Origin of the sequence: Kocuria sp. CNJ-770 (assembly GCF_001942375.1) — a bacterium.
Lineage (GTDB): Bacteria > Actinomycetota > Actinomycetes > Actinomycetales > Micrococcaceae > Kocuria > Kocuria oceani.
Genome location: NZ_MKJW01000142.1, coordinates 1 through 12782 on the forward strand (window position 1 = coordinate 1; position 12782 = coordinate 12782).

9 protein-coding genes and 2 pseudogenes are annotated in these 12782 nt (G+C 67.5%); 1 reads left to right on the plus strand and 10 read right to left on the minus strand.

Annotated features, from left to right (window positions below):
- Window positions 1-116: 116 nt before the first annotated feature.
- The 10 genes and pseudogenes from BJF77_RS16935 to BJF77_RS16975 all read right to left on the minus strand — a co-directional run.
- Window positions 117-230: pseudogene (locus BJF77_RS16935) on the minus strand (hemolysin III family protein); the annotation flags it as partial.
- A 298-nt stretch (window positions 231-528) separates the two neighbouring features.
- The gene (locus BJF77_RS22890; RefSeq protein WP_369821438.1) at window positions 529-816 is read right to left on the minus strand and encodes an ATP-binding protein; all 288 of its coding nucleotides are present in this window, start codon (window positions 814-816) and stop codon (window positions 529-531) included.
- A complete protein-coding gene (locus BJF77_RS22895) occupies window positions 813-1310 on the minus strand; it encodes an ATP-binding protein (protein WP_369821437.1) in 498 nt (165 codons plus the stop codon). Before BJF77_RS22895 ends, BJF77_RS22890 begins: the two co-directional genes overlap by 4 nt.
- Window positions 1310-2548, minus strand: coding sequence for an IS21 family transposase (gene istA / locus BJF77_RS16945; RefSeq protein ID WP_075872894.1), 1239 nt, complete (start codon window positions 2546-2548; stop codon window positions 1310-1312). The genes BJF77_RS22895 and istA overlap by 1 nt, the downstream gene beginning before the upstream one ends.
- A 135-nt stretch (window positions 2549-2683) precedes the next feature.
- Window positions 2684-3781: a cytochrome P450 gene (locus BJF77_RS16950; RefSeq protein ID WP_255396337.1), complete on the minus strand. Its 1098-nt coding sequence runs from the start codon at window positions 3779-3781 to the stop codon at window positions 2684-2686.
- Between the two features lie 217 nt (window positions 3782-3998).
- Complete coding sequence (locus BJF77_RS16955) at window positions 3999-5243, minus strand: MFS transporter (protein ID WP_075872896.1); 1245 nt, start codon at window positions 5241-5243, stop codon at window positions 3999-4001.
- Between the two features lie 35 nt (window positions 5244-5278).
- Window positions 5279-6112: a respiratory nitrate reductase subunit gamma gene (narI, locus tag BJF77_RS16960; RefSeq protein ID WP_075872897.1), complete on the minus strand. Its 834-nt coding sequence runs from the start codon at window positions 6110-6112 to the stop codon at window positions 5279-5281.
- A complete protein-coding gene (narJ, locus tag BJF77_RS16965) occupies window positions 6109-6807 on the minus strand; it encodes a nitrate reductase molybdenum cofactor assembly chaperone (protein WP_075872898.1) in 699 nt (232 codons plus the stop codon). The genes narI and narJ overlap by 4 nt, the downstream gene beginning before the upstream one ends.
- Window positions 6807-8477, minus strand: coding sequence for a nitrate reductase subunit beta (narH, locus tag BJF77_RS16970; RefSeq protein WP_075872899.1), 1671 nt, complete (start codon window positions 8475-8477; stop codon window positions 6807-6809). The genes narJ and narH overlap by 1 nt, the downstream gene beginning before the upstream one ends.
- Window positions 8477-12202 carry a nitrate reductase subunit alpha gene (locus BJF77_RS16975; RefSeq protein ID WP_075872900.1) on the minus strand — a complete coding sequence of 1242 codons (3726 nt, stop codon included), beginning with the start codon at window positions 12200-12202 and terminating at the stop codon, window positions 8477-8479. The genes narH and BJF77_RS16975 overlap by 1 nt, the downstream gene beginning before the upstream one ends.
- 422 nt (window positions 12203-12624) lie before the next feature.
- On the opposite strand from BJF77_RS16975, the pseudogene BJF77_RS22175 reads away from it, so the two are divergent.
- Window positions 12625-12782, plus strand: a pseudogene (locus BJF77_RS22175) (GTP 3',8-cyclase MoaA); the annotation flags it as partial.

Below are 12782 nucleotides of genomic sequence, written 5' to 3' on the forward strand. Positions count from 1 at the left end.
TCTCCCGTCACGGGATCGATCATCATGCCTGTCATCTCGGTCGTGGACTCTGACACGGCCGTCTCCTTTCGGATCAGGCCGGACCCTCACACACCGTTGTTCTTACAGTCCCCGTTGACGGCCAAAGGGGTGTAAGTGCCGGCAATGAGCAGGTAGATATTGGCGTGATCCAGGCGCCGGAAAACGGCCTTCGTCCGCGGCTTCCAGGGGACGCGGTGGTAGGCGGCGGCCCTGTGATTGGCGATTAGTGGGAGTCAAGTGCCCGGACGGGTGTCCACGTGGGCGTCCGGCACGCCGGGGCCGATAATGCAGAACCGCGCGAAGTCGTGGGTGAAGACGGGGCAAAGGCGGGACGACGCGCTTTACATATGGCCCGGCTACCGGACATCGGCCCACTGAGGCGAGGTTGTAGTCGGGCCTTCCCCTCCGAACAGAAGATGTCTTCAGCGGACCGGGCTCGAGTTGTGTCAGCGCTCTTGGAATTGTGGGCCGGTAGTGCTCGTCGAATAGTGGACCACGTGGTTGTGGTTAGTTTGTCTGCTCGGTGATGGCGGCGCTAGGGAGCGTGTCGGTTCCGAGGTGTTTGAGTCGGTAGCTGGCGCCTTTGAGGGTGTGGACCTCGGCGTGGTGAACCACGCGGTCGATCATCGCGGCAGCAACGGTCTGGTCACCAAAGACCTCTCCCCAGCGGGCGAAGGGAAGGTTGCTGGTGAGGATCAGCGAGGCGTGTTCGTAGCGGGAGGACACGAGCTGGAAGAACAGGTTCGCTGCGTCTTGTTCGAAGGGCAGGTAGCCGACCTCGTCGACGATGATCAGTCCGTAGCGTTGGGCTTGGTCAGCTCAGCGGCCAGCCGGTCCTGGGCGTGCGCGCGGTGCAGGCGATCGATCCACTGACTGGCGGTGCCGAAAAGCACCCGGTGGCCGGTGTGGCAGGCGGCGACGCCCAAGGCGATGGCCAGGTGCGTTTTTCCGGTGCCGGGCGGGCCCAACAGCACGACGTTGCGGGCTTCGGCGAGGTAGTGACCGGCCAGCAAGGGCGCCAGATCGGCCCGGCGGATGCCGGGTTGGTGATCGAAGATGAACTCCTCGACGGTCTTGGGGGCAGGGAATCCTGCGGCGCGGATCCGCAGCTGCGCCCCGGAAGCGTTGCGGGCGGCGACCTCTCGGTCCAGGACCGCGGCGAGATAGTCCTCGTGCGACCACCCGCCTGCCCGGGCTTGGTCGGCCAGTCTCGCGGCCGTCTGGGTGATCCGGGGTGCTTTCAGTGCTGCGGCCAGGTAGGCGATCTGCTTCAGCGTGTCCTCGCTCATCAGGCGACCTCCCCGTCGATCGTGGTGCTCTCGATGATCTCCACGCCGAAGGCACGGTCGTAGACCGACAGATCCCGCAGCAGCTCCTCGTCATCGGGGACTGGGCGGGGCTGCTGGAAGGCGGCCCGCAGCGTAGCCGCGGTGACCACGTGCGCTGGGTCGGTGATGGTCATGTTCTTCGCCCACGCCCGTTGATGGGCGGCCAGGATCTGCCCCTCGGAGGTGACCGTGACGGTGTCGAGGTCGGTGAGAACCTCGACCATGGCTCCGATCGCTGCCGGGTCCACGGAGTAGTCGTTGCCGGCTTGGCGGATGTAGTAGTCCCGGCCCAGCCGGATCCGGCTCCGCCGCCCGATCGCTGGGGCGTTCGGGGGCAGAGGCAGCATCGCGGCCCGGTCAACTCTGATCCGCTCGGTGGGGCGGGCTGCGATCGCTCGTACCCGCCGCTGGTTGGCCACCGGCAACCACTGCGCCAGCTGCGCGTTGAAGTCCAGCGGTGAGGTGAAGCGCCGGCCGGGCAGGAACGAGGTCTCGAGGTACTGGTTCATCCGCTCGACGATGCCCTTGGACTCTGGGTCGAAGGGCTTCAACTGCAGCACGCGGGTGCCCAGGGCCCCGGTGAACTCCGGAACCCCCTGGGCGAGCCGGTTGCGCCGGCCGATACAGGCCTCGTTGTCCCACACCAGCCGCCGTGGTACCGCCTTGAGCTGGTCGGCCAGCAGCGACCACATCCCCGCCACCAGATCCTCGCTCGTGCGCGAGGGCAGCATCCGCGCGGTGAGGAACCGGGAGTACGAGGCGACGATCACCAGCACCGGCGGAGTACCGACCTGCCCGGCCCCGAGCGGGATCGACGTCGGCGGGAACCACAGATCGCACTGGGCCTGATCCCCGGGCCGATACTGAAGCCGGTCCGCCGGGTCCTTCGGCAGGTACTCCGGGCGCAGCACCGCCACGCGCTTGCGGAACCACGACGCCGAGCCCGTCCACTCCACCCGCTCGGCCAGCACCGATGCCGGCATCGTGGGGAACTGAGCCAGCAACGTCCGCACCCCAGGCTCGTAGGCGTCGAAGCCCGACGGTTTTGGCGGCCGGGAGTACTTTGGCGGCGCCTCGGCCCGCAGCGCCCGCGACACCGTCGCCCGCGCCAGTCCCAGCCGGGACGCGATCGCCCGCGCCGAAAGACCTTCCGCGAAGTGAAGATGACGAATCTCCGCCCAGTCCTGCACTGAAATCATCCACCCAATCTGGGGCCGGGTGGCCTACTTTTCGAGGAGCGGAACTGGCCTACTTTTCAAGGAGCACCGACACGAGTTGCCGTGTCAGCGAGGTGAGAATTGTTTCTTGCCCTGTGGCGTGTTGGTCTGCCGAGGTCACCGCAGACGAAGTGGGGCGGTGGCGAATCCGCCGCCTGGTGGCAGTTCGCGTTCTCTTGTTCGGCCGGGATCGGGGCGGATCATCGATGTGGCGTTGAGAATCGCACGGGTCAGTGCCCGCAGCTCGAGGGTTGCCAGCGGGCGTCCGGGGCACACGTGCTTGCCGATCCCGTAGACCAGGTTGTACGGGGCGTTGCCGGCCGGGTCGAACGTGTCTGGGTCTCCGAAAATGCGCGGGTCGCGATTGGCGGCGGTCCAGTTCAGGATGACCTGCTCACCGGCGGCGAGCTGGCGGCCGCCGACGGCGACGGGTTCTGTGGTGATGCGTCGGTTGGCGACGAAGGGGTCATCGATTCGGAGGATTTCGTCGAGGATCGCGTTGAACTCCCGGCCGGTCACCCCGGAGCGCAGCCGGTTCTGCAGGTGGGGGTGGTCGGCCAGGTAGGTGAGTACCACGCCGGCGCATAGTGCCATCGATCCTAGGTCTCCGCCCGTCCAGTTGCGCAGGATCGAGACGATCTCCTCATCGGTGAGCTCCCGGCCATCAAGGCGGTCTCGGAGGAGTTCAGTGGTGATGTCACAGGGGGCATCGTGGCCGGCTTCGCGTCGGGCGCTGATCAGCGACCGGATGATGGCGTCAAAACGCTGTGCCACCTCGGCGGTGCGGGATCGGTCACGGGACCTTGTTGCGGCACGGTGGTCCTTCATCCATTCAAGCAGCTCGTCCTCGAGGTGTTCGGGCCACCCCAGCCACGCGGTCTGCGCCCTGACGGCAAAGTGGGAGCCGATCTCGACGGCATCGATTTCCCCGGGAATGTCGATCTGCCCCATGAGGTCGGTGGCGACCTGTTCCAGCGTGGGCTCGAGCTTGGCGATGCGTTCTGCCGTGAAGTATCGCTCGATGAGGGCGCGGAACGCCGTATGGCCGGGCCCGTCAAGGCCGTTGGGTATCTGGAGGTAGCGGGAGACTGCGTTGGAGAAGTTCTCGTGGTCCAGCGCGGCGGCGGTGACGTCAGCGTGGGTGAACAACGTCCAAGCACCACTGGCATCGCGGGCCACGGGACAGCGTGAGCGCAGCTCGTCGTAGGCGGCCACGGGGTTGCGACGGACCTGCGGGCCCCGCGGGTTCCAATCGGACCGGACGGGATCCGTGGCCGGTCCCGGTGCCGTGGCGGGTCCGGCCAGCGGGGGTGCGTGGGGGGTGGCGTCATCGGCCGGGGGATGGCCTGTCATGTGTGTCCTGTCGTGGGTGGCCGTCAGCGCGGTGCGCGGGGACCTCCGCGCCGGCGGTGGGGGCAGTTGGTGGTGGTGTTCAGGGGCGGGTTCGTTCGTCGACCTTCCCGCCGTTGCGTACGGTGAGGGCGAGCAACAAGGACAGGATCGCGAAGCCGGCCAGCAGTGTCAGGCCCACGAAGTAGCTGTTGTTCTCGGGGTTGTAGGTGGCGCCCATGACCAAGGGTGGGAAGTATCCGCCCAGTCCGCCGGCGGCGGCGATGATGCCGCCGATGGTGCCGACGTCCTTGGCCGGGGCGGCTCGGCCGACCCAGCCGAAGACTCCACCGGTGCCCAGACCGAGGAAGAGGGCCATGAGCAGGAAGGTGGGGCCGTAGACGCGTTCCTGACCGGGTTGGAAGGCCACGACCATGGCGAGCACGGCGGTGCCGGCGAAGGAGGCCAGGGTGACGGTCTTGGGGCCGATCTTGTCGGCGAGGATCCCGCCGATCGGGCGGGCGATGACGGCGGCCAGTGCGAAGCCGGCGGTGCGGGTGCCGGCGGCGGTGGCGTCGAATCCGTAGACGTTGTCGAGATAGGTTGGCAGGTAGTTGGAGAAGGCGACGAACGCGCCGAAGACCACCCCGTAGAGGAAGCACAGCTGCCAGGTGACCTTCAGGGTGAAGGCGTGCTTGATCTTCGGCAGCACCGGCTCGGGTGTCTTCGCGGCGTGCACCGGGGAGTCGCGCAGCATCAGCCAGCAGGCCACCGCCGTAAGGGCGACGAGCACGGCAATGGTGATGTGGGCGCCCAGGTAGCCGATGCCGGCCACCAGGCGGGGGGTGAAGAACGCTGAGACGGCGGTGCCGACCATGCCGGCGCCGAAGACACCGGTGGCGAAGCCTTTGCGGTGGGACTCGTACCAGGCCGAGCAGAAGGGGATGCCGATGGCGAAGACAGTGCCGGCGATGCCGAGGAAGAACGCCACGGCCACGAGCAGCCCGAAGTTGTTCAGCTGTCCCACTATTCCGGTGAGCAGCACCAGCGGAGCGGTGAGGCCCAGGATGACGGTGAACATCACCCGCCCGCCGTAGCGGTCGGTGAGCGCGCCGACGGGTACCCGGCAGACGGCGCCGACGAGGATCGGCATGGCCACCAGCACGGCGGTCTGGGTCGCGTCGAGTTCCATTTGCTGGGCATAGCGCTTCGACAGCGGCCCCACGATCGTCCAGGCCCAGAACCCGATCGTTGAGGCGAGAGTGGCGAGGATGAGGTTGCGCAGCTGCCCGGCCTTGAGGTCCGGGGTGATGGTGCCGGAAGTGCTCGTGGGGGAGGTGGATGACATGGCGTCCTCGTACGGTCGGTGGTCGGGGTGCGACGTTAGTGGCGGCCGGCGCGGTTGCGGCCCGTGGGTGCCTTCGTGGTACCGCGGACGCGGTCCTGGGTGCCCACGGGTTCCCAGCCCCGGCGCACGGGTGCGAGATGGGACGAGGAGCCACGGTCGCGGGAGCGGTAGACGATGTAGGGGCGGAAGAGGTAGTGCACCGGTGCTGTGAAGGCGTGGACCAGGCGGGTGAAGGGCCAAATCGCGAACAGGGCCATCGCCCACAGCGCGTGGAGCTTGAAGGACGGCCCGGCCGCGGCCATGGCTGCCACATCAGGCTGGAAGATCCAGATGGAGCGGAACCACGGAGATACGGTAGTCCGGTAGTCCGGGACTCCGTGGTCGAGTACCGAGATGACGGTGGTGGCCAGCCCGGTGAGCAGGGCCGCCAGGAGCATGACGTACATGAACTTGTCGTTCTTGGTGGTGGCCATGAACACGGGTCCGGTGGTGCGGCGGCGCCACACGAGCAGCACGATGCCCAGCAGGGTGCCGACCCCGGCGATCGTGCCGATGCTCAGGGCCAGGAAGTGGTACATACCCTCGGTCATGCCCACGGCCTCGGTCCAGGACGATGGGATGAACAGGCCCATGATGTGTCCGGCCAGCACCGCAAGGATCCCGAAGTGGAACAGCGGGGAGGCGATGCGCAGGATGCGGGACTCGTAGAGCTGGGAGGAACGGGTTGTCCAGCCGAACTGGTCGTACTTGTACCGCCAGATGGTGCCGCCGATGACGATGGCCAGCACCACGTACGGGAGCACGCCCCACAGCAGGATGCTGCTCACGCCCACGTCGACATTCTGGAGGGCCGGGGCCATGGGGTTCATGGGCTGTTCCTTTCGGTGACGGGCAGCAGCCGGGGGTCGTAGGGGTCAAGGCCCACGGACTCAGTGGGTGGGCCGTATCCGGCCATGCGCATCAGGGCGTCGCGGTCCTCGGGAGAGACCCCGGGCAGGGTGGAGCAGACGAGGGCGACGGCGCCGCGGTGGGGCAGGTGGTCGTCGCGCAACGACAGTCGTAGCAACTCCAGGGACGGGCGGTAGCGCTGCAGCAGTTCGTAGCCGTCCTCGGGGGAGACCTTGGCGGTGAACTCCAGCACGAGCGGCAGGTAGTCCGGTAGCTCGGACTCGTCGAGTTCGGCTCCGTGGGAGCGGTAGACCTGCTTGAACGCCGCCAGGGCTTCCCCGCGGCGTCGGGTGTCCCCGTCGGTCCAGTAGGTCAGGTGCAGGCTGTGCCGTCGGGAGAGGTCGAACTCCTGGACGTAGTCGGCCTGCACCTGCTCCAGGGGCCGGGCGGTGAACCAGGCGAACAGCTCCTCGACCTCCGTGACCGGTGCTCCGACTTCCTGGAGCGCTGCATGCAGGGTCGGCAACATCTGCAGGAGCTCGTGATCCGGGTAGCCCAGCAGGACGGCGGCCGCCTGCCGGGCCACCGCACTGCGCCGGGGACGGTCGTCGGTGTACGCACCGGGATCGACCGTGCCAGGGCCGGCCTTGCCGAGCAGCTTCTCCAGCAGTCCCATCAGCTGGCCCCGTTTCCGTCACGGGGCGGGAACAACCCTTGCGGGGCGCCGCGGCCGTCCCAGTTGAGCAGGTTCACCCGGCCCCCAAGGTTCTCGTTGCCGGTGGGGTCCTCGCCGCGCTGGCGTGCCTGCAGCGCGTTGAAGTTCTCGACCGCCACCGGCATCGGCGTGCCGGAGGCCTCTCCGAACACCCCGGTCTGGCCCATGCCGGGCCCACCGTCCACGTCGAGGGAGCAGCCGATCTCCTCGAGGTTGTGTGCGTCCTCCAGGTGGGCGGAGGGGATGACGTAGCGCTCTTCGTATTTGGCGATCGCCATGAGTCGGTACATCTTCTGGATCTCGGCCCCGGTCATCCCGACCGCCTCGGCGATGGACTCGTCCGCCTCCTGGCCCAGGGCGATGTCGCGCATGTAGGAGCGCATGGCTGCCAGTTTGTTGAGCACCTCCCGGATCTTCTCGGTGTCCCCGGCGGTGAACAGCTCGGCGAGGTACTCCACCGGGATGCGCAGGGAGTCGATCGCCCCGAAGAGGTTGCCGGCGTCCTCGCCGTCGTGGCCCTGGTCCTTGAGCAAGTCCACGACCGGCGACAGCGGCGGGACGTACCAGACCATGGGCATGGTGCGGTACTCGGGGTGCAGGGGCAGGGCCACGCGCAGCTCCTTGGCCAGGGTGTAGACCGGGGACTTCCGGGCCGCGTCCAGCCAGTCCTCGGGGATGCCCTCGGCCCGGGCCGCTGCGATCACACCCGGGTCGTGCGGATCGAGCATCAGATCCAGCTGCGCCTCGTAGAGGTCTCGTTCGTCAGGGGTTGCGGCGGCTTCGGTGACCCGGTCGGCGTCGTAGAGGAAGATGCCGATGTAGCGCAGCCGGCCCACGCAGGTCTCGGCGCACACGGTGGGGATGCCCACCTCGATGCGGGGGTAGCAGAAGGTGCACTTCTCGGCCTTGCCGGACTTGTGGTTGTAGTACATCTTCTTGTACGGGCAGCCGGTGACGCACTGGCGCCAGCCGCGGCACTTGTCCTGGTCGACGAGCACGATGCCGTCCTCGACGCGCTTGTAGATCGCCCCCGACGGGCAGGAGGCCATGCAGGAGGGGTTCAGGCAGTGCTCGCAGATCCGGGGGAGGTAGAAGGCGAAGGTCTGCTCGAACTCGAACTTGATCTTCTCCTCCGACTCACGCCGGACCTTCTCCACCACCGGGTCCAGGTGCCCCAGCTCGGCGGCGCCACCGAGGTTGTCGTCCCAGTTGGCCGACCACTCGATCTTCATGTCGTCGCCGGTGATCAGGGACTTGGGGCGGGCCACCGGGAAGTCGGTGCCGGCCGGGGCGTTGATCAGGTTCTCGTAGTCGTAGGTCCACGGCTCGTAGTAGTCGTTGAGCTCGGGCTGGACGGGACTGGCGAACAATCCTGCCAGCTTCGCCCACCGCCCACCGGACTTCAGCTTGAGGTTGCCGCGGCGGTTGAGCTCCCAGCCGCCCTTCCACTTCTCCTGGTCCTCGTACCGGCGGGGGTAGCCCTGCCCGGGGCGGGTCTCGACGTTGTTGAACCACACGTACTCGGTGCCGGCGCGGTTGGTCCACGCCTGTTTGCAGGTGACCGAACAGGTGTGGCAGCCGATGCACTTGTCGAGGGCCATCACCATGGCGACCTGAGCCATGACTCGCATCAGTACTGAACCTCCTGGGAACGCTTGCGGACCACGGAGACGATGTCGCGCTGGTTGCCGGTGGGCCCGAGGTAGTTGAAGGCCCAGGACAGTTGCGCGTAGCCGCCAATCATGTGGGTGGGTTTGACGAGGATGCGGGTGACCGAGTTGTGGATCCCGCCGCGGCGGCCGGTGGCCTCGGACTTGGGCACGTCGATGATGCGCTCCTGGGCGTGGTGGACGTAGACCACCCCTGCCGGCATCCGGTGGGAGACGATGGCCCGGCCGATGTACACCCCGTTGGTGTTGACGCACTCGACCCAGTCGTTGTCGGCGACCTCGATGAGTGCGGCGTCCTGCGGGCTCATCCACACGGTCGTGCCGCCGCGGGAGAGGGAGAGCATGAACAGGTTGTCCTGGTACTCCGAGTGGATCGACCACTTGTTGTGCGGGGTCAGGTACCGCACGGCGATCGACAGCTCCCCCCGTTCCCCGAGCTTGGGCTCCCCGAACAGGCGGTGCATGTCCAGGGGCGGGCGGTAGATCGGCAACGACTCGCCCATGTCCTTGAGCCAGTCGTGGTCCAGGAAGAAGTGCATCCGCCCGGTGAGGGTGTGGAAGGGCTTGAGGCGTTCGATGTTGATGGTGAACGGGGCGTAGCGCCGGCCCCCGGTCTCCGAACCGGACCACTCCGGGGAGGTGATCACCGGGACCGGGGCGGCCTGAGTGGCGGCGAAGGTGATCTGCTTCTCCTCCGATCCGCGGGCCAGATCGGCCAGCTGCACCCCGGTGCGTTTCTCCAGGGTCTCGAAGCCCTGCACGGCCAGCTCCCCGTTGGTCGTGCCGGAGAACAGCAGGATCGCCTCGGCCATCCGCGCGTCGGTGTCCACCGCCGGGCGCCCGGCCGCGGCCCCGGAGTCGAAAACTCCGTGCTTCCGGGCGAGCTGGCCGACCTGGTGGGAGACGTCGTAGGTGATGTATTTCGTGGTGAACCCGAGCTTCTCGGCCAGCGGCCCCACCGCCAGGAACTTCTGCCCGACCGCGGTGTAGTCCCGCTCCACGATTTTCAGATCGGGCAGATTCTTGCCGGGCACGGCGGGGATGTCGGTGCCCTTCCAATCCGGGGCGTGCCCGCCGGGCTGGGCGATCTCCCCCGGGGTGTCGTGGGTGAGCGCGGTGGCCACCAGGTCCTTGCGGACCCCCAGGTGGGTCCGCGCCTGCCGGGAGAACTCCTCGGCCAGCAGCCGGAACAGGTCGTAGTCGGTCTTGGCCTCCCACGGCGGGTTGATCGCCGGGGTGAACGCGTGGATGTAGGGGTGCATGTCCGTGGTGTTGAGGTCGTGCTTCTCGTACCAGGTCGCCGCCGGGAACACGACGTCGGACAGCAGCGTCGAGCTGGTCATGCGGAAGTCGGCCGAGACCAGCAGGTCGAGTTTGCCCTCGGGCGCTTGCTCGTGCCAGGCCACGTCCTTTGGCCGGGACCGGGTGTGGTCCTGGCCCATGACGTTGTGGTGGGTGCCCAGCAGGTGCTTGAGGAAGTACTCCTCACCCTTGGCCGAAGAGCCCAGCAGGTTGGAGCGCCACAGCACCAGGGTGCGCGGCCAGTTCTGCGGGGCGTCGACGTCCTCGACGGCGAAACGCATGTCCTCGGTCTTGAGTCGTTCCGCCACCCAGGACGCTTCATCCTCTGCTTCCCCGCGGGCCACCGCCTCGGCGGCGGCGTCGGCGACATCGAGGGAGTTCTGGTCGAACTGTGGATAGAACGGCATCCACCCCATGCGGGTGGACTTGGCGACCACGTCGGCGGTGTGCATGCCCTTCAAGTGACCCTGGGCCAGGGGGGACTGCAGCGAGTCCGACGAGTAGCCGTCGGAGCGGAACTGGTCGGTGTGCATGTACCAGAACGCGGTGCCGATCATGAACCGCGGCGGACGGGTCCAGTCGGTGGCCGCGGCCATCGCCGCCCACCCGGTGATCGGCCGGGCCTTCTCCTGACCCACGTAGTGGGCCCATCCCCCGCCGTTGCGGCCCTGGCACCCGCACAGCATCAGCATCGCCAGGATCGCCCGGTACGTGACGTCCCCGTGGTACCACTGGCAGATGCCGGCGCCGAGGATGATCATGGACCGACCCTGCGACTTCTCCGCGTTGGTGGCGAACTCCCGGGCGATGCGGGCCACCGCCGCCGCCGGCACCGAGGTGATCTCCTCCTGCCAGGCCGGGGTATAGGGGGTGGTGACGTCGTCGTACCCGGACGCCCACCGCCCGGGCAGCCCGTCCCGGCCCACCCCGTACTGGGCGAGCATGAGGTCGAAGACCGTGGTCACCGTCCGCCCCGCCACTTCCATGACAGGCACCCCACGGTGGATCACGGAGCCCTCGCCGGTGGCGTCGGTGAACGCGGGCAACTCCACCGCACTGCTGGTCCCGGTGTAGGAGGCCGCGTCCGTGATCGACAGTGCCGGGCGCACCCCCTGCAGATCCAGGTTCCACTTCCCCTCGTCGGCCGTGTTGTAGCGGAAGCCCATCGACCCGTTGGGCACCACCGGGGCGCCGGCGTCGCGGTCGATCAGCACCGTCTTGAACACCGCGTCGGAGACCTGTGCCTCATCCCCGCCCAGATCGGCGGCGTGCAGGAACTTGCCCGGCACCACGGCGCCGTCGCCACGCTGCTCGAGGGTGACGAGGAAGGGCAGGTCGGTGTACTGCACCACGTAGTCCTCGAAAAACGGGACGCGCCGGTCCACGAAGTTCTCCTTGAGGATCACATGTCCCATGGCCATGGCCAGGGCGGCGTCGGTGCCGGCCTGGGCCGGCAGCCACTCGTCGGCGAACTTGGTGTTGTCGGCGTAGTCGGGGCTGACCGAGACGACCTTGGTGCCGCGATAGCGGGCCTCGACCATCCAGTGCGCGTCCGGGGTGCGGGTGACCGGGATGTTGGAGCCCCACATCATCAAATAGGTCGCATCCCACCAGTCACCGGACTCGGGCACATCCGTCTGGTCCCCGAAGACCTGCGGGCTGGCCACCGGCAGATCGGCGTACCAGTCGTAGAAGCTGTTCATCACCCCGCCGATGAGGTTGATGAACCGGGCCCCGGCCGCGTGGGAGACCATCGACATCGCCGGGATCGGGGAGAACCCGGTGCACCGGTCGGGGCCGTAGGTCTTGATCGTGTGCACGTGGGCGGCGGCGGTCATCTCGAGCGCTTCCTGCCAACTTGAGCGCACCAGCCCGCCCTTGCCGCGGGCCTGCTGGAACGCCCGGCGCTTCTCCGGATCCCCCACCACCGCCTGCCAGGCGAGCACCGGATCCCCGCCGACCTCGGCCTTGGCTGCCCGGTACATCTCCAGCAGCACCCCGCGCACGTACGGGTAGCGCACCCGGGTGGGGGAGTAGGTGTACCAGGAGAAGGCCGCCCCGCGCGGGCAGCCGCGGGGTTCGTACTCCGGGCGGTCCGGGCCCACCGAGGGGTAGTCGGTCTCCTGGGCCTCCCAGGTGATGATCCCGTCCTTGACGTAGACCTTCCACGAGCACGATCCGGTGCAGTTCACCCCGTGCGTGGAGCGGACCACCTTGTCATGACTCCACCGGTTGCGGTAGAAGGCGTCGCCGGCCCGACCTCCCTCACGGAACACAGCGCGCCGGTCCGGGCTCTCCTCCCAGCGGGTGAAGAACTTCCCGAGCTTGAGCAGAGCGTCGGAAGCAGGACCATCGATGCGCGGCGGAAAGGAGTCGGTCGTCATGAAAAAAAACCTAGTAATTCGCCGGCAAGAATGCCATTCTTACGCGCTACTGGTCATCGCGCCGCGCGTCGTCCTGCCTTCGCTGGATTCCGCGGGGAATGCTGACGCGTCATATGTTTCAGAGGGAGAACTTTGTTTCACAAAGTGGGCCCGCTGTCCCCGTTCTAGCCCGGACTGGCAGCAATCCGAGGTGGTCTGCCCCGCGTGCGGAAGGTTCGAAAATGGTCCTAATAAGTTTCTCGGCATTTCGTCATTCAGGCCTGCTGTAATTGTGTCCCCATTGTCAGGGGCAGCCGGTCTCGAGTGGGTCTCGGGCGAGGGTCGGTAACTTTTGTGGGTCAGCGGAGTGAGCCCATAGTGTGGCTGAATAAAGTAAGTGAAGCCTGTGCTATTGCGCCGGTTGAGGTGCCTGAGGCGGTGACATGAGCGTTTCCCTGGGACTTCCGCAGATCCGCAGTGCGGGACCGGCGCCCAGTCCCGCCCCGCCCCGGGCGGGACTGGTGGACCGCCACGGCCGCCGCGCCACCGATCTGCGGCTGTCGGTGATCGACAAGTGCAATCTGCGCTGCACCTACTGCAT

Excerpts from the sequence above, each read along its gene's own strand:
- BJF77_RS22895 (WP_369821437.1), bottom strand. The coding sequence starts at position 1,310 with ATGAGCGAGGACACGCTGAAGCAGATCGCCTACCTGGCCGCAGCACTG.
- istA (WP_075872894.1), bottom strand. The coding sequence starts at position 2,548 with ATGATTTCAGTGCAGGACTGGGCGGAGATTCGTCATCTTCACTTCGCG.
- BJF77_RS16955 (WP_075872896.1), bottom strand. The coding sequence starts at position 5,243 with ATGTCATCCACCTCCCCCACGAGCACTTCCGGCACCATCACCCCGGAC.
- narI (WP_075872897.1), bottom strand. The coding sequence starts at position 6,112 with ATGAACCCCATGGCCCCGGCCCTCCAGAATGTCGACGTGGGCGTGAGC.
- narJ (WP_075872898.1), bottom strand. The coding sequence starts at position 6,807 with ATGGGACTGCTGGAGAAGCTGCTCGGCAAGGCCGGCCCTGGCACGGTC.
- narH (WP_075872899.1), bottom strand. The coding sequence starts at position 8,477 with ATGCGAGTCATGGCTCAGGTCGCCATGGTGATGGCCCTCGACAAGTGC.
- BJF77_RS16975 (WP_075872900.1), bottom strand. The coding sequence starts at position 12,202 with ATGACGACCGACTCCTTTCCGCCGCGCATCGATGGTCCTGCTTCCGAC.